Below are 18,133 nucleotides of genomic sequence, written 5' to 3'. Positions count from 1 at the left end.
GTGCCGTAGCGGGTGCGGGCGAGCGCGGCCGCCAGCGCGAGCGGCACCGCCACCACCAGTGCCAGCCGGAACGCCGTCCCGAACGCCCCCGAGTCGGCCAGCGGACCGACGGCGGCGGTGCCGGCCGAGCTCCCGAGGAACAGGAGTGCGGCGAAGAGGGCCACGGCCGTGGCCCGTTCCGTGGGCACCACCTCGGTGGCCCAGCTCTGCAGCGTGGTGTGCAGGAACGCCCACGACCCACCCAGCAGCAGCCCGGCGACCGTCACCGTCGCGATGTTGACCGCGACGGCGGGGACGGCCCAGCCGGCCACCAGCAGGGCGCCTCCGATGGTGGCGAGCCCGCCCGCCGACGAGCGTCCGACGAGCGAGCGCACCAGGCGCGACCACGCGAGCGCCCCGACCCCGAACGACGCCGCCACCAGCCCGGCCAGCGCGGCCGAGGACCCGAGGGCCTGCACGGCGGGCGCCAGGTAGGTGAGGACGCCGAGAACCACGATGCCCTCGACGAACACCAGTGCGAAGACCACCAGCGCCCACCGGTTGCGCAGCACCCTGGCCACCGAGCGCAGCGGGTTGCCGGTGGAGGGTTCGCGGTCGGGCTCCGGGAGCCGGGCCAGCGCGACCCAGAGCAGGGCGGCGGCCACGCCCGTCACGGCCGGCACCGCCCGCCAGTGGAGCAGGTCGGCGAGCAGTCCCGCGCCCGCGGTCGCGACGGCGATACCCAGCGAGGACGCGGCCAGGACGTCCGACAGGGGGCGCTGGCGCACGGCGGCCGGCCACATGTCACCGACGTACACGAGGGTGGCCGGGATGAGCGCGGCGAAGCAGCCACCGGCGAGCGTGCGCGTCAGACCGAGGACCAGGAGGTTGGGGGCGAGCATCGAGCCGACGCCCGCGAGTGCCGCGCCGAGCAGCGACAGGCGCATCACCCGCACCCGCCCGACGCGGTCGCTGATCATCCCCCACACGGGCTGCATGAGGCCGTAGGCCAGGAAGTACGCACTCGCGACCGCGGCAACGGCCGACAGCGGCGCTTTCAGGTCGAGACCGATCACCACGAGGAGGGGGGCGATGGCGAAACGGTCGACGGTGCTGGTCAAGGCGGCCAGCTGCAGCAACCGCAGCCGGCTCCGCTCCCCCACGCCGGGGCGCGTCTCCGTGCTCACCGACAGACCATGGTCCGTCACGCGCGCTCGCGCTGCACGAAACGCGGTGAGAACGGTCACTCCAGGTGTTTCGCCGGGTCGCTCCCGGCCGTCCCGTCGGCGCCTCCCGCGCCGATGAATCCGGTGGTCCGGGCCGTCACTACGGTGTGCGGATGCGACGGACGATCTTCGGGCTCATCGCGGTGCTGTTCCTCGCCGCATGTTCCGCGCCCGCGGCGGAGGCACCGCCGGACATCAGCGGCGACTGGCACGGCAGCATCCAGACCCCGGGGACGCCGCTGGACTTCGGGGTGAGCCTGGCAGGCGACGGTGGCACCTTCGACCTCCCCGCCCAGGGCCTGCGCGCGCTGGCGCTGCACGACGTGCGGCTCGACGGTCAGGCGGTCACGTTCCGGCTGCCCGACGTCCCGGGCGGGGCCACGTTCGACGGCACCCTGAGCGACGCGGGGACGATCACCGGCAGCTACAGCCAGGGCGGCCAGACCGTCCCGTTCACGCTGTCCCGCGGCGCGCTGCCCACGCCGGGGCGGCCGCAGGAGCCGAAGCCGCCGTTCCCCTACCGCAGCGAGGAGGTGACGTACCCGAGCGGCAACCTGACCATGGCCGGGACGCTCACCCTCCCGTCGACCGGCGGACCCTTCACCGCCGTCCTGATGATCACCGGGAGCGGCGCGCAGGACCGCGACGAGACCATCGCGGGACACAAGCCGTTCCTGCTGCTCGCCGACACGCTCACGCGCGCCGGGTACGCCGTGCTGCGGGTGGACGACCGCGGCGTGGGGGGCTCGACCGGCGATCTGCAGCAGGCGAGCTACGACGACCTGACCGGCGACGCGCTCGCCGGGCTCGCGTTCCTGCGCAGCCGCCCCGAGATCGATCCCACGCGGATCGGGCTGTTCGGGCACAGCGAGGGCGGCTACCTCGCCCCGCTGGTGGCACAGCAACCGGGCGCCGGTGTGGCGTTCGTCATGCTGATGGCGGCCCCCGCCGTCTCGGGCGAGGAGGTGCTCGTCCTGCAGAACCGCCTGCTCTTCCAGCAGGCGGGCGCTCCGCCGGAGCAGGTCCAGGCCCAGATCGACTACGTGCGCAAGCTCAGCGGGATGCTGCGGGCCGGGAACTACGACGGGGCCCGGCAGCTCGCCCGGGACCGGGTCGCCGCGCAGACCGCCGCTCTGCCGGAGGACCAGCGCCCGACACCGGAGGAGACCGAGGCGCAGCTGCCGGCCACCCCGGCGTACCGCGCCGTCCTCACCTACGACCCGGCCCCCGCGCTGCGGGCGCTGCGGGTTCCGGTGCTCGCGTTCTACGGCGGCAAGGACCTCCAGGTGCCGCCCACACAGAGCGAGCCGGCACTGCGGACGCTGCTCGCCGGCGACCCCGACACGACGATCCGCACGTTCCCGGCGCTGAACCACCTCATGCAGCCCGCCGCCACCGGCGCGATCACCGAGTACTCGACGATCGAGACGACGGTCTCACCGGAGGTGCTCGACCTCGTCTCCGGATGGATGCGGGAGCGCTTCTGATGTCCGACCTCGACCCCGAGGAGTTCCGCAGGCTCGGCTACGCGGTCGTCGACTGGATCGCGCAGTACCGGGCAGGCCTCGCAGACCTGCCCGTGCGACCCGACGTCGAGCCCGGGCGGGTGCGCGAGCAGCTGTCGGCAACGCTGCTGTCGCCCGGGCTGCCGGAGGAGCCGCGGCCGCTGACGGCCCTTCTGGACGAGGTCGACCGGGTGGTGGTGCCGGCGAGCACGCACTGGCAGCATCCCGGCTTCTTCGGCTACTTCCCGGCCAACGCGTCGCTGCACTCGCTGTTCGGCGACATGCTCTCGGGTGGCCTCGGCGCACAGGGGATGTTGTGGACGACGTCGCCGGCGGCCACCGAGGTCGAGCAGGTACTGCTGGACGGGCTGGCCGCTGCGCTCGGGTTGGGCCCGGAGTTCGCCTTCACGGGAGGCGGAGGCGGCTCGATCCAGGACTCGGCGTCCTCCGCCGCGCTGGTGGCGCTGCTGGCCGCCCTGAACCGCAGCTCCCCCGAGTGGCAGGAGCGGGGCGTCGACGGCACCGAGCGGGTGTACGTCACCGCCGAGACGCACTCCTCGCTCGCCAAGGCCGTGCGTGTGGCCGGGCTCGGGGCGCGGGCGCTGCGGATCGTCGAGCCCTCCCCCGGCTCGCTCGCGATGTCGCCCACCGCGCTGGCCGACGCGATGCGCGCCGACGCCGACGCCGGGCTCCGACCGGTGCTGGTCTGCGCCACGGTCGGCACCACGGGCACGGGCGCGGTCGACCCCGTGCGGGAGATCGCGCGTGCCGCTGCCGGGCAAGGGGCCTGGGTGCACGTCGACGCCGCATGGGCGGGCGTGGCGGCGCTGTGTCCCGAGCACCGCCACCTGCTCGACGGCGTCGAGCTCGTCGACTCGTTCTGCACCGACGCCCACAAGTGGCTGCTCACGGCGTTCGACGCCTCGCTGCTGTGGGTGCGTGACGCCGCTGTTCTCCCGGCCGCACTCTCGATCACCCCGGAGTACCTGCGCAACGCGGCGACCCAGTCCGGCGCGGTCGTGGACTACCGGGACTGGCAGGTGCCGCTCGGGCGCCGGTTCCGTGCGCTCAAGCTGTGGGCCGTCGTGCACGGCCACGGGCTCTCGGGGCTGCGTGAGCACATCCGCTCCCATGTGGCGCTCGCCGACGAGCTGGCCGGACTGGTGCGCGCCGACCCCGGCTTCACCCTTGCCGCGGAACCATCGCTCTCCCTGGTGTGCCTGCGGGTCGTCACCGGCGCCGGACCGGAGGCCGACGACAACGCGACCCGCACGGTGCTCGAGCGCGTCAACGCCTCGGGCACCGCCTTTCTCACCCACATCGTCGTCGACGGACGCTACGCCATCCGGGTGGCGATCGGATCGGTCACCACGGAGTCTTCGCACGTCAAAGCCTTGTGGAAGCGGCTCCGGACGGAAGCTGCAGGTTGTCTCACGAAGAGCTCGGACGACCGTGTCGATCCGGCGACCTCTGGGTGACCGCGTTGCCGCCCTCGATCGGTGGCGCCGCCGGCGGCGGCGGGCTGCCGGGAGGGGCAACTTGACGATCGCTCGGCGGCCGTCGTAACGTCCACACCAGGTCATGAGCGCCAGCGTCAAGCCCCGGCTCGCTGGCCGGCAACCCTCCTCCGCGGCGGGGTGCTCCGGGTGACGACCAGGCCGTCGGGCGGGGTGCCCGGTGGCAAGCGCGGATCCGCATCCGGTGCGGGTCCCCTTCCCAGGAGACCGCTGTGACGCTCGTACTCGCCCGTTCCGCTGCCGCCCGCGCCGCCGACCTGCCCGGCGTGGTGGGCGCCGACCTCCAGGTGCCGCTGGTCACCGGGGGGAGCATCGCCTACGCGAACCTCGACCTGGCCGCCAGCGCGCCGGCACTGCAGTCCGTGGCGGCCCACGTCGCCGAACTGTTGCCGTACTACGCGTCGGTGCACCGCGGCGCCGGTTACGCGTCCCAGGTGAGCACCGCGCTGCTGGAGTCGGCGCGCGTCACCGTCGGCGAGTTCGTCGGGGCGCGCAGCGACGACGTGGTGGTGTTCACACGCAACACCACCGACGCGCTGAACCTGCTCGCCGGCTGCGTCCCGGGCCCGGTCCTCTGCCTGGACGTGGAGCACCACGCGAACCAGCTGCCGTGGCAGGTGGGTGCCCACCGCGTGCTGCGGGTCGCCGAGACGGTGGAGCAGACCCTCGCCGACCTCGAGGCCGCGCTGGCGTCGGCACCGGTGGCGCTGCTGGCCGTCACCGGAGCCTCCAACGTGACCGGTGAGACGCTGCCGCTGGAGCGGCTCGTCGACATCGCGCACCGGGCGGGCGCCCGGGTCGTGGTGGACGCGGCCCAGCTCGCACCGCACCGGCGCGTCGACCTCGCGGCCACCGGCATCGACTACGTGGCGCTGTCGGGCCACAAGCTCTACGCGCCCTACGGCGCGGGCGCGATCGTCGGCAGGCGCGACTGGCTCGACGAGGGCACCCCGTACCTCGCGGGAGGCGGCGCGGTGCGGGAGGTACGGATCGACCGCACGGTCTGGGCGGCCGCGCCCCACCGCCACGAGGGCGGCACGCCCAACGTGGTCGGGGCGGCGGCGCTCGCGCAGGCCTGCCGCACGCTCGCACCGCTGCTCGACGGGGCCGCCCACGCGCACGAGAAGGCCCTGTCGGACCGCCTCGCGGCCGGGCTGGCCACGGTGCCCGGCCTGCGGACGCTGCGGATCTGGCCCGACAGCACCGACCGGGTCGCCGTCCACAGCTTCACCCTCCCGGACCGGCCCGCCGGCCTGGTGGCCGCCTACCTGTCCGCCGAGCACGGGATCGGCGTCCGCGACGGGCGCTTCTGCGCCCACCCCCTGCTGCTCAAGCTCTGCGGGGAGAGCGGTGAGGCGCTGCGCGCGAGCATCGGGATCAGCACCACGGCGGAGCACGTGGACCGGCTGGTGGCGGCGCTGCAGCAGCTCACGACGCGGGGCGCCCGCTGGACGTACGGCGTGGTCGACGGGCGGTGGGTGCCCACCCCGGACCCGCGCGAGCACGACCCGCTCGGCGTCATCGGCACCCTGGTGCTCGGCACGGGCGCCTCCGCCTGCAGCTCCGAGTAAGGCCGGGCCCTCGCCCACCGGCAACATTGGACAGGCATACCTAACCTTCCGTTATCCTCCTCCCGATCACCTGTCGCAGGGAGGGAGCGCTGGATGCGCGTCGTCGTGTTCGGCTACATGACGTGGGGCCACCGGACGTTGGACGCGGTGCTTGCGGCCGGGCACGACGTCCCGCTGGTCGTCACGCACCCGGAGAGCGACAACCCGTACGAGACGATCTTCAACGACTCCGTGGCCGAGCTGGCCGCCAAGCACGCCATCCCGGTGCTGGTGCGCAACCGCGCCGACGACGAGGAGGTCGCCGAGCGGGTGCGGGCCGCGCACGCCGACGCGATGGTGGTGGCCAACTGGCGCACGTGGCTCTCGCCCGCCGTGTTCTCCCTCCCCCGGCTCGGCACGCTCAACGTGCACGACGCGTTGCTGCCCGCCTACGCGGGCTTCGCGCCGCTGAACTGGGCGCTGATCAACGGTGAGCCGGAGGTCGGGGTCACCGCACACATGATGAACGGCGACTTCGACGCCGGGGACATCGTCGTGCAGTGGGCCACCCCGGTCGGCGCCGAGGACACCGTGGTGGACCTGTTCGAACGCACCCTGGCCATGTTCGGGCCGATCACCGTGGCCGGGCTGGAGCGGCTGGCCACCGGGCGCACCGACTGGCAGCCGCAGGACCGCAGCCGGGCGAGCTACTTCCACCGCCGCAGCGACGAGGACAACCGGATCGACTGGAGCTGGCCCGCGAGGGACATCGCCAACCTGGTGCGCGCGCAGGTGGACCCCTACCCCAACGCCTACTGCTTCCACGGGAGCACCCGGCTGCGGGTGCTCGCCGCGGGCGTCACCGACGCCCCCTACGGCGGAACGCCCGGACGCATCTTCGTCCGCGACGGTGCCGGTGGGGTCGTGGTGGTGTCAGGCGCCGACGCGCGGCGCGGACGCAACCCGGGCCTGGTGATCCACCGGGTCCGCACCGACGACGGCCAGGACCTCGCGGCCACCGAGTACTTCACGCGGATGGGCGGCTACCTCACCTCGCACCCCGCCCCCTGACACCCGGCCACCCCGCGAGTCGCCCGCTTTCCGTCCGCGAGTCGCCCGTGAACGTGAGTGCGGTCAGGGTCGGGGACCCGTGTCCCGGACCGCCGGTCAGGGCTGGATGTTCTCCAGGTCCTCCAGCAGGCTCGGGTGCTTCGGCTCCCAGCCGAGGGCCTGCCGGGTGTGGGCGCTGGACGAGGGCTGGTCGGCCGCGAAGATGACGCCGAGGGGGCCGTAGGTCTCCACCGGCACGGACTCCACGGGCAGGCCCAGCCGGCGGCCGATGACGGCAGCGATGTCACGCACCCGGTCGCCCTCGTCGCCCACGGCATGCCAGGAGGTGCCGGCTTCCGCCTGCTCCAGGGCGAGCCGGAAGAGGACTGCGGCGTCGTGGGCGTGCACGGCAGGCCAGCGCTGGGTGCCGTCGCCCGGGTAGCCGGACACTCCGTTCTGACGCGCGATCCCGGTCAACACACCGGCGAACCCGCCCGCGCCCTCGTTGTGGACGGTCCGTGGCAGGCGGACGGCTGAGCTCCGGACCCCGCGCGAGGCCAGGCCCAGGACTCCCCTGACGGCACGACCGCGACCACCGACCGGGCCCTCGGCCGAAATCGGGTCGGCCTCGGTGGAGGCGCGGCCCGGCACGGCGGGCGTGCCCGAGCAGGCGACGAAGGGACGGCCGCTGCCGACGAGTGCCTCACCGAGGGTGGTGAGGGCGGCGCTTTCCTCGGCGACGGCGTTCGCGAGGGCTCGGGCGCTGCTGAAGTCGTTCGCGAAAGCCAGGTGGATCACGCCGTCGGCCTGGGCGACGCCGGCGCGCAGGACGTCGAGATCGGCCAGTCCTCCCCGAATCGCCTCGGCGCCCGCGGCCGAGGCGGCCTGCGCGGAGGCGTCGGAGCGGGCGAGTGCGAGGACGGTGTGGCCGTGCCCGAGAAGCTCGGCGACGACGGCGGATCCGATCAGACCGGTACCGCCGGTGATGAAGACGTTCATGGGCTCTCCCGCGAAGTGATGGGACTCTTGTCCCATCACCGTAACAGGATGATGGGACCACAGTCCCATCACCTATGCTGCCTCCATGGGTCGGTGGGAACCGGGGGCACGCGAACGCCTCGTCGTGGCGGCGGTCGACCTGTTCACCGAGCAGGGCTACGACGCCACCACGGTCGCGCAGATCGCCGAGCGCGCCGGGGTCACCAAGAGCACCTTCTTCCGGCACTTCCCCGACAAACGTGAGCTGCTGGTCGCCGGGCAGGAGACCCTGAGCCGGCTGCTGGCCGAGGGCATCGCCGAGGCGCCCGCCGATGCCGGCCCCCTCGAGGCGGTCGCCGCCGGCCTCGAGCGCGCATCGACCGCGATGGGCCCGATGAGCCGCGAGATCGCCCCCCGGCTGAAGGCGGCCGTCGCCGCCAGCGCCGAACTTCAGGAGCGCGACGCCCTCAAGAGCGTCAGCCTCGCGGCCGCGATGACCGCTGCCCTCCTCGCCCGCGGCGTGCCCGACCCGACCGCCGCCCTCGCCAGTGAGCTCGGCGTCCTCGCCTTCAAGCGGGGGTACGCCGAATGGTCCGACGGCGACCGTGCGCCCGGGGACGGCTTCGCCACCTACCTCCTGAAGGCCCTCGACGAGCTGCGCGCCGCGAGCTCGTCGCTGGGCTGACCGGACAACCCCACCCCCTCGTCGGCGCTTCCGCCGCCGGGCCATCGGGTACCCGCCACCCGTGGATCTCGATACCGCCGTGTTCGACGTCGACGGCACGCTCGTCGACACCAACTACCAGCACGCGCTCGCCTGGTTCCGGGCCTTCCGCCGGTACGGGATCACCGTGCCGGTCTGGCAGCTGCACCGGGCGATCGGCATGGGCGGCGACCAGCTCGTCGGCGCCGTCACGTCCGACGACGTGGAGGCCCGGCTCGGCGACGAGCTGCGCGACGCGTGGGCCGAGGAGTTCGCGCCGATGCTGGACGAGGTGCAGCCCTTCGCGGGGGTGGCGGAGCTCCTGGGCGCGGTCCGCGAACGTGGCTTCCGGATCGTGCTGGCGAGCTCGGGCAAACCGGATCAGGTCGAGCACTACCTCGGCCTGTTCGACGGGAAGTCGTTGGCCGACGGCTGGACCAGCTCGGCCGACGTGCAGCACACGAAGCCCGCGCCCGACCTCCTGGAGGCGGCGCTGCGAGCCGTGGACGGGACCGCCGGAGTGCTGGTCGGGGACTCGGTGTGGGACTTCCGCGCCGCCGAGGCGCTCGGCGCGCCGGGGTACGCCGTGCGCAGCGGCGGCTTCTCCGCCGCCGAGCTGCGCGAGGCCGGGGCGAAGGACGTCTTCGACTCCCCCGAGGAGCTGTTGCACCGCCTCGACGACACGCTGCTCGCCGGGCGCCGGTAGGGCCGGCGTCAGCCGGGCTCCCCCCGGCGCTTGCGGTACAGGACCACTGCGAGGTCACCGAGGGCGATGACGGCCACCACGACCATCACCCACCCCAGCACCGGCAGCCCGGCGGCGAAACCCAGCCACGCCGCCCCTCCGGCGAAGACGAGCCCGAACACCGCGAGCACGGCCCGCAGCGTCAGCGCGCTCCGAGCGGGCGCCGCACCGCCCATCCCGGAGGTGGGGTCGTGGTACCCCGGCAGACCTCGTTCGTAGTCGGAACGATCACGACGGGGCTCATCGGCGGCCATGAGCCGGGAGTACCCCGCCCGGCCGGGCACGTCACGGGTTCAGGGGGTCGATTCGTCCGGGAGCCGATGCCTCGCCGATCCGGCGGTCCCCGAGCCGTCGGGCTCGGCGACCCGCAGCTCGGGAGGCTGGGACACCGAGAGCCCGGGAGGCTGGGACACCGACACCTCGGCCTGGGGGATGCGGTGGCGCAGTAGCACCCGGCTCCCCCGGCCGTCGAAGTGGATGAGCACCGACTCCGACATCCGGTTCATCAGCGGAATGCCGTGGCCCCCCTGCTCCGACTCCCCGGCGGGCGGGCGCCAGCTCCCGTGGTCGACCACCTCGATGCTGAGCGTGCCCGGCTCGGTCCACAGCGTGAGCTCGACCGCCCCGGACTCGTCGGGGCCGTAGGCGTGCCGCACCGCGTTGGCGGCCGCCTCGTCCACCGCGAGCACGACGTCCGCGACCTCGTCCTCGGTCAACGCGAGCGGAGCGAGCCAGCTGCTCAGCTCACGTCGGATCATGACCAGCTGTTCCGGGTCGGCAGGCCAGCTCCGGTGCACGAACTCGACGTGCCCGGGGGCGTCCTGATCCATGATCCTCGCTCTCCACGCTCGGCCCCGACCTCGTTCCGCCTCCAGGTCAGGGCTCGCGACCCGACGACCGGAGGCGGGTAACCCGTGGACCGTATCGCCGTCGCGGGGTCCGCGAACGACGCACCCGTACCCTCCGCCGCCGTCCGTCCGGCCTCGGACCCGGGAACCCCCCGCCTCACCAGGGCGAACCGTTTTCGGCCGTCCTGTCCCGGTGTACCCGATCAGTGCTGGGCACGATCGTGGCGTGTCGCCGCGGGCCCGGCCGTCGCCGTCACCGCCTGGCGGTGGCCCTGAGGTCGCGCCCGAGCACGACGCCCAGCCCGATCATGGCGACGGCGAGCACGAGGTGCAGCCAGTTGTCCGCGTTGTTCACGGGCACGAAGTTCGCGCTGCTGCCGTGGTCGATCAGCAGGCCGTAGAGCCACAGGACGGCATAGACGATGCCGCCGCCGACCAGGTAGTTCCGGGCTCCGGCGGCGGTGCGGGCCATCCCCAGCCCGACGACTCCGAACGCGAGGTGCACGAGGTTGTGCAGCACCGAGACCATGAACAGTCCGAGCAGCAAGGCCGTGGACCCGTGCCCGGCGAACCCGAGCTGGTCGTAGTTCGTGGTCACGCCGGGGATGAAGCCGAGCACCCCGATCAGCAGGAAGACCACGCTGACGACCGAGGCGGCCACCTGGACCGGATGACGTGTCCGTGGGGTGGTGGTTGAGCCGGACATCGGCTCCTCCGATCTGTGCGAAAAGGAACATCCGCGGTATGCGGACAGGGAGGCACATACCCCTCACCCGCATGCCGAAACGCGGTGGCGCCCGGGTGACGCGGGGGGCGCACAGCGTTAGGGCCGCTGCGTCTGCGGGTAGCCATCGGCATGACCCCGCAGACAGTTGGGCAGAGCGGCGATGCCGAATCCGGCGGACTCGCCGATCCCCGGAGTACGCCCCTCCCCGTCGACCCCGCCGACGTGCCGACCGGCGAGCTCGTCAAGCGGTTGTCGACACAGCTCTCCGAGCTGATCCGCGGCGAGCTCGAGCTGGCGCGCACCGAGCTCACCGCCAAGGGCAAGCGCGCCGGAGCGGGTGCCGGGCTCGCCGGAGCAGGCGGGATCGTGGCGTTGTACGGCGTCGCGGCCCTCATCGCGGCCGCGATCGCCGGGTTGGCCCTCGTGCTCCCGCTGTGGTTGTCGGCTCTGCTGATCGGCGTCGTGCTGCTGATCGTGGCCGGGGTGCTCGCGCTGCTCGGCCGCAACCAGCTGCGCGGCGCCACCCCACCCGTCCCCGAGCAGGCCGTGGACAGCGTCCAGCGCGACGTCCGCACGGTGAAGGAGGCGGTGCAGCGATGACCAGCTCCCACCCGGCCGACCCGGCGCCCCGCAGCACACCCGCGGCCTCTGGCGCCGAGCGCAGCCCGGAGGAGCTGCGCGACGAGCTCGACACCCTGCGCGCCGAGCTCGGTGAGACGGTCGAGGAGCTCGCCCACCGCGTCGACGTGCCCGCCCGCGTACGGGCGAAGCGCGAGGAGACGACGGCGCGGGTGCAGGAGCAGGTCACCCAGGCGCGGGAGGTGATCGCCGAGAAGGCGCCCACCGTGGAGGCCGCACTCCGCGACCGGCCGGGGCTCGTGGCCGGGATCGCGCTCGTGCTGAGCTACCTGCTGATCAGCCGGCTGCGGCGACGCAAGGCGCGGCGACGGCGCAAGGCCGCAGGTATCGCAGCGACCCTCGCAGACGTCGGAAAGGACGGCAATGGAACGCGGTAGCTCGAAGCACAGCCCTCGCGAGGACGACGCACTGGCCGATGAGCTGGCCGGACAGCTGGGCCCCGGCGGGTCCAACCGCGAGGAGTGGGCCGACCCGGAACCCCCGGCCGACGACGACCCGCCCACCCGCACCGACCTTCCCGCCGCGGGGGCAGGCAACGACCCGGAGGACCCTGCGGGGATGAGCGGGGACGAGATGAGCCGGGCGCAGCACGACATGGCGGTCGCCAACGACTGGAACCCCGGCGAGAACGACACCTGAGCAGACCACCGTCCCCGGGCGGAGTCCCACCCGCTCGTGCGGTGTCACCGACCGGCAGCGGGGTACCCCGGACACGGCAGCCGGACGGACCGGGCTGCGCGAGGAGGACCGCGGTGGACCGCAGGACGAGCGACGGCAGGACCCGGCGGGGGGCGACGGGGCTCGCCCTGTTCAGCCTCGGACTCGGCAGTGCACAGGTAGGGGCACCGGGCGCCGTCGCGCAGCTCGTCGGCGCCGACGACAGCCCGACGAGCCGCCTCGTCACCCGCTGGGCCTGCGGGGTCCGGGAGCTGGCGGCGGGCCTCGGCGTCGGTTCGAGCTCAGCGCCGGGCCCCTGGCTGTGGGCCCGCGTGGCCGGAGACGTCGTGGACCTCGCCCTGCTCGGCACGGTTGCGGCCCGCCATCCCGCCCGCCGCACGCGCACGCTCGCCGCCGCAGCGGCCGTGCTCGGGGTGGCCGCGGCCGACGTCGCGACCGCACGCCGCGCCACCGGGGGTGGCCTGCGCTCCGACGAGCTCTCCGTGCAGGCGGCGATCACCGTGAACCGGCCGGTCGGGGAGGTCTTCGACTACTGGCACGACCTCACGAACCTGCCGCGCTTCATGGCCCATCTCGAGGACGTGACCCTGCTGGGCTCGGACCGGTCGCGGTGGACGGCGAAGGCGCCTGCCGGCGTCGAGGTGACCTGGGAGGCGGAGATCACCGCCCACACCGCCGAGGAGCTGATCGCGTGGCGCTCGGTGGAAGGCTCGGCCGTGGCCACCACGGGCCGGGTCCGGTTCCAGCCTGCTCCCGGGGACCGCGGCACCGAGGTGCACGTCGCCATCGAGTACCGCCCGCCTGCCGGCCGGCTCGGCTCGACGGTCGCGAAGATGTTCGGCGAGAGCCCCGACCAGCAGATCCACGACGACCTGCGCCGCTTCAAGCAGGTGCTGGAGACCGGCGAGGTCGTGCTCAGCGACGGCAGCCCCGAGGGCACCACGGCGTCCCGGCAGCTTCGCCAGCGCCCCGCGCAGCCGCTGTCCCCGTCGAGCTGACCAGAGCGAGAGGACCCCATCCGTGCGTGCGAACTGCTGGACCGGCCGTAACAGCGTCGAGGTCCTGGACGTCCCCGACCCCCGGATCCTCAACTCCCGCGATGCGATCGTGAAGGTCACCTCGACCGCGATCTGCGGCTCCGACCTGCACCTCTACGACGGCTACGTCCCGACGATGCGCAAGGGCGACATCCTCGGCCACGAGTTCATGGGCGAGGTCGTGGAGACCGGGAGCGGCGTGCCGAACCTGAGCGTGGGTGACCGGGTCGTCGTCCCCTTCCCGATCGCGTGCGGCGCGTGCAACGCCTGCGAGCGCGGGCTCACCTCGGTGTGCGAGAACTCCAACCCCAACGCCGGGATCGCCGAGAAGTTCATGGGCCACTCCCCCTGCGGGATCTTCGGCTACTCGCACATGCTGGGCGGCTACGCCGGTGGGCAGGCCGAGTACGTCCGCGTCCCGTTCGCCGACATCGGTCCGTTGAAGATCACCAGCGACATCCCCGACGAGAAGGTGCTCTTCCTCTCCGACATCCTGCCCACCGGGTACATGGGCGCGGAGATGTGCGACATCTCGCCCGGTGACGTCGTCGCGGTGTGGGGAGCGGGACCGGTCGGGCAGTTCGCGATCGCCGGCGCGAGACTGCTGGGAGCCGAGCGGGTGATCGCGATCGACCGCTTCCCCGAACGCCTCGACATGGCGGCCTCGAAGGCCGGGGCCACCGACGTCGTCAACTACGCCGAGACGCCGGTCCTCGAGGCACTGCAGGAGCTCACCGGGGGCCGCGGGCCGGACGCCTGCATCGACGCCGTCGGCCTCGAGGGTCACGCCGCCTCGGCGCTGTACGCGTACGACCGCGTCAAGCAGGCCGCGCGCCTGGAGACCGAACGACCGACGGCGCTGCGCGAGGCGATCCTCGCCTGCCGCAGCGGCGGGGTCGTGTCCGTGATCGGTGTGTACGGCGGGCTGATGGACAAGTTCCCGATCGGGGCGTTCATGAACCGGTCACTCATCCTGCGCACGGGCCAGGCCCACGTGCACCGCTACATGGAGCCCCTGCTGGCGCGTATCGAGCAGGGCGACCTCGACCCGAGCTTCGTGATCACCCACCGCATGGCACTGGACGAGGCCCCGCAGGGGTACGAGATGTTCAAGAACAAGCAGGACGAGTGCATCAAGGTCGTTCTGACCCCCTGACTCGCTGACGCACCGCGCGTCATGCGGGGGCGGGGAGGCGCGCCTCCTCCGGGGCCTTGTCCGGGCGCAGGCCGCGCCATGCCGCGTGGCGCAGCCTCCCCTCGGCGGTGAGCACGCGGTAGACCACCTCGCCGACGAGCTCGGGACGCACCCACCGGGCCTTGCGCGCCTCCTCCCGCGGCACCTCCTCGTCGAACGGGCTCGCGGGCTGTTGCCGGGGGCCCAGCTCACCGAGCAGGTGGCGCAGCGCTGTCTCGGTGAACCCGGTGCCGACGTGGCCGAGGTAGCGCAGGCGCTCGTCCTCGTCGTAGGCGCCGAGCAGCAGCGCGCCGAGGCTGGCGCTGCGGCGTCCCTCCCCCGCGGTGAAACCGCCGATCACGACCTCCTGGGTGTGCAGCAGCGCGGTCTTGACCCACGCCGACGACCGGCGGCCCGGCTCGTACTGCGCGGTGCGGCGCTTGCCGACCACCCCTTCGAGCCCGTGGTCGCGGGCCACCTGCAACAGCTGCTCGCCGCCGATGCCCGCGGTGGCAGGCGGCACCCGCACCCGCTGCCCGGCCAGCCCCAGTTCCTCCAGTACCGCGCGCCGCCGGTCGTAGGGCTCACCGACCAGGGGCACGCCGTCGAGGTGCAGGACGTCGAACACCACGTACGACACGGGGATGCGGTCCATGAGCTCCGGCGCGGGCGCGCGGACGTGCATCCGGTGCTGGAGCAGGCCGAAGTCGGGCCGGCCGCCGGCGTCGAGCGCCACGACCTCGCCGTCGAGCAGCGCGGGGCGCCCGTCGAGGAGGCCGGGGAGGTCGGCGAGCTCCGGATAGGCGCCGGTGACCTCGTTGCCGCGGCGGCTGTGTGCCCGGAAGCGCTCACCCGCCACGCCCGTGACCGCCCGCACGCCGTCCCATTTGAACTCGAACGCCCATCCCGGGCCTGCGGGGGGTCGGCCCGGGGTGGCCAGCATCGGGGCGACGGGCTCCGGCAGCGCGAGCTCAGGTACCGACCCGGTCATCCGCCGACGGTAGCGCGTTTGCGCTGGTCCGGCGGCCGCTTCTCGAGGGGTGGGGAAGCGGCCGCCGGGCACGGAGAGCGGATCGGGGGTTCCGCAGGCTCCGCGCTGCCTCACGGTAACCGTTGCGTGCGCAATCGGGGAGGGCTGTTCCCCCACATGTCCCTGCATGGCCAGGAACGTTGCCGTTTCTGGCCATCGCACTAGGGTCGCCCCGTGCCGGACGAGCCGGGGTTGACCGTGGACAGCGAGCCCGCCGACGTCAGCGCCGGTACTGCCGGCAGCGGCGGGACGGCGCTGGACGCCGTCGCCGAGGAGCTCTACGGGGTGCTGCCCGACGAGTTCGTCGCCGAGCGGGACGCCGCCGCGGCCCGCGCCCGCGAGAGCGGGGAGCGCGAGCTCGCCAAGGCGATCGGCCGGCTGCGCCGTCCCACCCGGGCCGCCTGGCTGGCCAACCTGCTCGCCCGGCATCGCCGCGAGCAGCTCGACGGGCTCCTCGGGCTCGCCACCGGCCTTGCCGACGCCCAGCGCACCCTGGACGGCGCGGCGTTGCGCCGGCTGTCGAGCACGCGCCACCAGCTCGTCGCGGCCATGGCACGTGAGGCGGGCCGCCTCGCGATGGAGGCAGGTGACCCGGCTGCCGAGAGCGTGCTGCGGGACCTGCAGGGCATCCTCGAGGCCGCGCTCGCCCGGCCCGACATCGCGGCACAGGTGCGGTCGGGCCGGCTGACCCGCACCGTCAGCTACACGGGGTTCGGGCCGGATGCCGACCCCGATGCCCGGCCGGTACCGGCGCCCCGCGCGGACGCCCCACCCCTGCGGGCCGTCCGCGTCGACGCGGAACCGGCCGGCGCCGAGCACGCCGACCGGGAACGGGCCCAGCAGGAGCGGGCCCAACAGGAGACGGCACAGCGGGAGCGGGCCGAGCGGGAGCGGCGGGAACGAGCCCTCGCCGAGGCGGAAGCCGAGGAGGAGGCGGCGCGCGAGCAGCAACAGGCCGCCGAGGATGCCCGTGACGCGGCCCTGGAGGAGCGCGACGCCGCCCGCGACCGGGTGGCCGAACTCACCGCGGAGCTGGAGGCCGCCCGTGACCGGGACCGGGCCGCCGCCGCGGCGGCCCGGGAGGCGGACGCCACCGCGAAGGCCGCGGCCCGGGCCGCAGGGGCCGCCGCCGCGCGCACCACCAGGGCCCGGGCCCGCCTCGACGAGGACTGAACGCCGCCGTTCCGATGCCGCGCCGGGCTGGTCCCGCGCAGGCCTGACCGGCCGAAGGACCGCTCGCCGCCCGGTCACCGCAACCACCCGAGAGCGTGCTCACACGGTCGCGGCGCGTGAGCCGCTCCGCAGGCGGGCACCCCGGACATACCCGGCCCCGACCACGAGAGGACTGAGCGCCACCATGGCGAACACCAGCACCGCGACCAGGCAGACCGCGACCAGGCAGATGGCCACGAAGACCGTCGCGACCGACACGGTCGTCACGCAGTTGCGCGCGCTCGAGCAGCTCACGCACACCGAGGCGCAGATCGCCAGGTTCCGCGTCGCTCAGGCCCGCACCGATGCCGTGCGCCGCGAGCTGCGGCAGAACGGCGACAACGCCGTGCGGCGCGCCCGCCGGATCGCCGACCAGCTGCACACCCTGCACGCCGTACCGGACGTCGTGACGCCCGCGCTGGGCCGCGTGCTCGCCCTCGTCAAGAGCACCCTGGAGCAGGCCCAGCCGATCGACGAGGCGCTGCTCGGCGACCTCAGCCTCGAGCACCAGCTGCTCGACCGGGCCCGCTACCTGCGGGTACTCGCCGAGCAGGCCGACCTTCCGGCCGTCGAGAAGCTCGCCGACGACCTCGTCACCGCCCACACCGCCACCGTCGAGTGGCTCACCACCGTGCTCGCCGAGGAGGCGCTGGGCGGGCCGGCCGCGCTGACCCCCACCCCGCTGCAGCGGGTGGCAGGTGGGGTGGTCCACGCCGTGGGCCTGCCGACGCGTTTCGCGGTCGGGCGGGTCAACCACGCGGTCCACATCGCCTACCGCACCGGCGAGCAGGCCCGCGACGCCGTCAGCGACGTGGCGGGCAAGGTCGTACAGCTGGGCAGCGGCACCCGCGAGGTGGCCACCGCCGGTCGCGACGCGGCGCTGCAGCAGGCCGAGCGGGTCGCCGCGCGCGAGGGCGCCGACGGCGTGGCCGACGTGGTGCGGGAGACGCGGGCCGACCTCGGCAGCCTCAAGGCGTCCGAGCTGCCGATCAAGCACTACGAGGAGATGACGGCGCAGAACGCCATCGCCGCACTGCGCGAGCTGACCACCCCCGCCGATCTGACCACCATGATCGCCTTCGAGCAGAACCACAAGAACCGCTCGGGAGTCATCTCGGCAGCGCAGACGCGGTACGCAGCGATCGCGAAGAACGTGGCCGATGTGGACTGATGCGCGTTTGGGGTTCCGGTCAGCGGGCACAGAGCGAAGGTGATGCTGCTGCGGCCACCCGGGGTGTACCGGGCCGAGAGTGACAGCCAGATGCTGATCGACATCATGCGCCGCGGCCGTTTCGCCGCCGGCCGTGATGTGCTCGACATCGGCACCGGGAGCGGGGCGCTGGCCGTGGCCGCGGCCCGCTCCGGTGCCGCCTCGGTCACCGCGGTCGACCTGTCGTTGCGGTCGGTGGTGGCCACCTGGCTGAACAGCCGGCTGCACGGGGCGCCCGTCACGGTCCACCGCGGTGACCTGTTCACCCCGGTGGCCGGGCGGCGCTTCGGGCTGGTCGTGGCCAACCCGCCCTACGTTCCCGCCC

General features: G+C 73.8%; 20 protein-coding genes and 1 riboswitch. Of the genes, 14 read left to right on the top strand and 6 right to left on the bottom strand.

The window, feature by feature from the left end; genetic code table 11:
* A partial coding sequence (locus HF577_RS30785; protein WP_169399500.1) for an MFS transporter occupies positions 1 to 1,166 on the bottom strand: 1,166 nt, incomplete at its 3' end.
* A gap of 152 nt (positions 1,167 to 1,318) precedes the next feature.
* On the opposite strand from HF577_RS30785, the gene HF577_RS30780 reads away from it, so the two are divergent.
* The 4 genes from HF577_RS30780 (at position 1,319) to HF577_RS30765 (ending at position 6,848) form a co-directional block, all read left to right on the top strand.
* Entirely contained in the window at positions 1,319 to 2,692 is a 1,374-nt protein-coding gene (locus tag HF577_RS30780) for an alpha/beta hydrolase family protein (protein ID WP_169399499.1), read from the top strand.
* The gene (locus tag HF577_RS30775) at positions 2,692 to 4,188 is read left to right on the top strand and encodes a pyridoxal-dependent decarboxylase (RefSeq protein ID WP_169399498.1); all 1,497 of its coding nucleotides are present in this window, start codon (positions 2,692 to 2,694) and stop codon (positions 4,186 to 4,188) included. The genes HF577_RS30780 and HF577_RS30775 overlap by 1 nt, the downstream gene beginning before the upstream one ends.
* Before the next feature lie 99 nt (positions 4,189 to 4,287).
* Positions 4,288 to 4,403: riboswitch (SAM riboswitch) on the top strand.
* A gap of 36 nt (positions 4,404 to 4,439) precedes the next feature.
* Positions 4,440 to 5,798, top strand: coding sequence for an aminotransferase class V-fold PLP-dependent enzyme (locus HF577_RS30770; protein ID WP_312859485.1), 1,359 nt, complete (start codon positions 4,440 to 4,442; stop codon positions 5,796 to 5,798).
* A gap of 93 nt (positions 5,799 to 5,891) precedes the next feature.
* Positions 5,892 to 6,848, top strand: a complete 957-nt coding sequence (locus HF577_RS30765) for a methionyl-tRNA formyltransferase (RefSeq protein ID WP_169399497.1) — start codon at positions 5,892 to 5,894, stop codon at positions 6,846 to 6,848.
* Positions 6,849 to 6,944: 96 nt separating this feature from the next.
* Here HF577_RS30765 and HF577_RS30760 read toward each other — a convergent pair whose 3' ends face one another.
* Positions 6,945 to 7,826 (bottom strand): SDR family oxidoreductase, encoded by an 882-nt coding sequence (locus tag HF577_RS30760; protein ID WP_169399496.1) that lies wholly within the window; start codon positions 7,824 to 7,826, stop codon positions 6,945 to 6,947.
* Between the two features lie 85 nt (positions 7,827 to 7,911).
* On the opposite strand from HF577_RS30760, the gene HF577_RS30755 reads away from it, so the two are divergent.
* A complete protein-coding gene (locus HF577_RS30755; RefSeq protein ID WP_169399495.1) occupies positions 7,912 to 8,490 on the top strand; it encodes a TetR/AcrR family transcriptional regulator in 579 nt (192 codons plus the stop codon).
* A gap of 61 nt (positions 8,491 to 8,551) precedes the next feature.
* The gene (locus HF577_RS30750; protein WP_169399494.1) at positions 8,552 to 9,214 is read left to right on the top strand and encodes an HAD family hydrolase; all 663 of its coding nucleotides are present in this window, start codon (positions 8,552 to 8,554) and stop codon (positions 9,212 to 9,214) included.
* A gap of 8 nt (positions 9,215 to 9,222) precedes the next feature.
* On the opposite strand, the gene HF577_RS30745 is transcribed toward HF577_RS30750, so the two are convergent.
* From HF577_RS30745 to HF577_RS30735, 3 genes are all read right to left on the bottom strand, one after another.
* The gene (locus HF577_RS30745) at positions 9,223 to 9,507 is read right to left on the bottom strand and encodes a DUF6343 family protein (protein WP_169399493.1); all 285 of its coding nucleotides are present in this window, start codon (positions 9,505 to 9,507) and stop codon (positions 9,223 to 9,225) included.
* A 39-nt stretch (positions 9,508 to 9,546) separates the two neighbouring features.
* Positions 9,547 to 10,083, bottom strand: a complete 537-nt coding sequence (locus HF577_RS30740; protein ID WP_169399492.1) for an ATP-binding protein — start codon at positions 10,081 to 10,083, stop codon at positions 9,547 to 9,549.
* Positions 10,084 to 10,354: 271 nt separating this feature from the next.
* On the bottom strand, positions 10,355 to 10,807 hold the full coding sequence (locus HF577_RS30735; protein ID WP_169399491.1) for a DUF4383 domain-containing protein: 453 nt from the start codon (positions 10,805 to 10,807) through the stop codon (positions 10,355 to 10,357).
* 243 nt (positions 10,808 to 11,050) lie between these two features.
* Here HF577_RS30735 and HF577_RS30730 point away from each other — a divergent pair, with 243 nt between their 5' ends.
* The 5 genes from HF577_RS30730 (at position 11,051) to HF577_RS39930 (ending at position 14,338) form a co-directional block, all read left to right on the top strand.
* Positions 11,051 to 11,428 carry a phage holin family protein gene (locus HF577_RS30730; protein ID WP_312859484.1) on the top strand — a complete coding sequence of 126 codons (378 nt, stop codon included), beginning with the start codon at positions 11,051 to 11,053 and terminating at the stop codon, positions 11,426 to 11,428.
* The gene (locus HF577_RS30725; protein ID WP_169399489.1) at positions 11,425 to 11,844 is read left to right on the top strand and encodes a DUF3618 domain-containing protein; all 420 of its coding nucleotides are present in this window, start codon (positions 11,425 to 11,427) and stop codon (positions 11,842 to 11,844) included. The genes HF577_RS30730 and HF577_RS30725 overlap by 4 nt, the downstream gene beginning before the upstream one ends.
* Positions 11,831 to 12,106 carry a hypothetical protein gene (locus HF577_RS30720; protein ID WP_169399486.1) on the top strand — a complete coding sequence of 92 codons (276 nt, stop codon included), beginning with the start codon at positions 11,831 to 11,833 and terminating at the stop codon, positions 12,104 to 12,106. Before HF577_RS30725 ends, HF577_RS30720 begins: the two co-directional genes overlap by 14 nt.
* Positions 12,107 to 12,219: 113 nt before the next feature.
* Positions 12,220 to 13,143 (top strand): SRPBCC family protein, encoded by a 924-nt coding sequence (locus HF577_RS30715; RefSeq protein ID WP_312859483.1) that lies wholly within the window; start codon positions 12,220 to 12,222, stop codon positions 13,141 to 13,143.
* A 22-nt stretch (positions 13,144 to 13,165) separates the two neighbouring features.
* On the top strand, positions 13,166 to 14,338 hold the full coding sequence (locus HF577_RS39930) for a zinc-dependent alcohol dehydrogenase (protein ID WP_169399488.1): 1,173 nt from the start codon (positions 13,166 to 13,168) through the stop codon (positions 14,336 to 14,338).
* A 19-nt stretch (positions 14,339 to 14,357) separates the two neighbouring features.
* Here HF577_RS39930 and ligD read toward each other — a convergent pair whose 3' ends face one another.
* Positions 14,358 to 15,347 (bottom strand): non-homologous end-joining DNA ligase, encoded by a 990-nt coding sequence (gene ligD, locus HF577_RS30705; protein WP_246267608.1) that lies wholly within the window; start codon positions 15,345 to 15,347, stop codon positions 14,358 to 14,360.
* 213 nt (positions 15,348 to 15,560) lie between these two features.
* Here ligD and HF577_RS30700 point away from each other — a divergent pair, with 213 nt between their 5' ends.
* The 3 genes from HF577_RS30700 to HF577_RS30690 all read left to right on the top strand — a co-directional run.
* Positions 15,561 to 16,559 carry a serine/threonine-protein kinase gene (locus tag HF577_RS30700; RefSeq protein ID WP_169399487.1) on the top strand — a complete coding sequence of 333 codons (999 nt, stop codon included), beginning with the start codon at positions 15,561 to 15,563 and terminating at the stop codon, positions 16,557 to 16,559.
* 184 nt (positions 16,560 to 16,743) lie between these two features.
* The gene (locus HF577_RS30695) at positions 16,744 to 17,769 is read left to right on the top strand and encodes a ferritin-like domain-containing protein (RefSeq protein ID WP_246267607.1); all 1,026 of its coding nucleotides are present in this window, start codon (positions 16,744 to 16,746) and stop codon (positions 17,767 to 17,769) included.
* A 42-nt stretch (positions 17,770 to 17,811) separates the two neighbouring features.
* Positions 17,812 to 18,133: methyltransferase (locus HF577_RS30690; protein WP_211175083.1), on the top strand; the 322-nt coding region annotated here is incomplete at its 3' end.

This window comes from Pseudonocardia xinjiangensis, assembly GCF_012911925.1.
Taxonomy (GTDB): domain Bacteria; phylum Actinomycetota; class Actinomycetes; order Mycobacteriales; family Pseudonocardiaceae; genus Pseudonocardia; species Pseudonocardia xinjiangensis.
Note: the sequence above shows the minus strand (reverse complement) of the source record. Positions and strands in the feature narration are given on the sequence as shown.

Coding starts and splice junctions, on each gene's coding strand:
- HF577_RS30780 (WP_169399499.1), top strand. CDS start 1,319: ATGCGACGGACGATCTTCGGGCTCATCGCGGTGCTGTTCCTCGCCGCA.
- HF577_RS30775 (WP_169399498.1), top strand. CDS start 2,692: ATGTCCGACCTCGACCCCGAGGAGTTCCGCAGGCTCGGCTACGCGGTC.
- HF577_RS30765 (WP_169399497.1), top strand. CDS start 5,892: ATGCGCGTCGTCGTGTTCGGCTACATGACGTGGGGCCACCGGACGTTG.
- HF577_RS30760 (WP_169399496.1), bottom strand. CDS start 7,826: ATGAACGTCTTCATCACCGGCGGTACCGGTCTGATCGGATCCGCCGTC.
- HF577_RS30755 (WP_169399495.1), top strand. CDS start 7,912: ATGGGTCGGTGGGAACCGGGGGCACGCGAACGCCTCGTCGTGGCGGCG.
- HF577_RS30745 (WP_169399493.1), bottom strand. CDS start 9,507: ATGGCCGCCGATGAGCCCCGTCGTGATCGTTCCGACTACGAACGAGGT.
- HF577_RS30740 (WP_169399492.1), bottom strand. CDS start 10,083: ATGGATCAGGACGCCCCCGGGCACGTCGAGTTCGTGCACCGGAGCTGG.
- HF577_RS30735 (WP_169399491.1), bottom strand. CDS start 10,807: ATGTCCGGCTCAACCACCACCCCACGGACACGTCATCCGGTCCAGGTG.
- HF577_RS30725 (WP_169399489.1), top strand. CDS start 11,425: ATGACCAGCTCCCACCCGGCCGACCCGGCGCCCCGCAGCACACCCGCG.
- HF577_RS30720 (WP_169399486.1), top strand. CDS start 11,831: ATGGAACGCGGTAGCTCGAAGCACAGCCCTCGCGAGGACGACGCACTG.
- ligD (WP_246267608.1), bottom strand. CDS start 15,347: ATGACCGGGTCGGTACCTGAGCTCGCGCTGCCGGAGCCCGTCGCCCCG.
- HF577_RS30695 (WP_246267607.1), top strand. CDS start 16,744: ATGGCGAACACCAGCACCGCGACCAGGCAGACCGCGACCAGGCAGATG.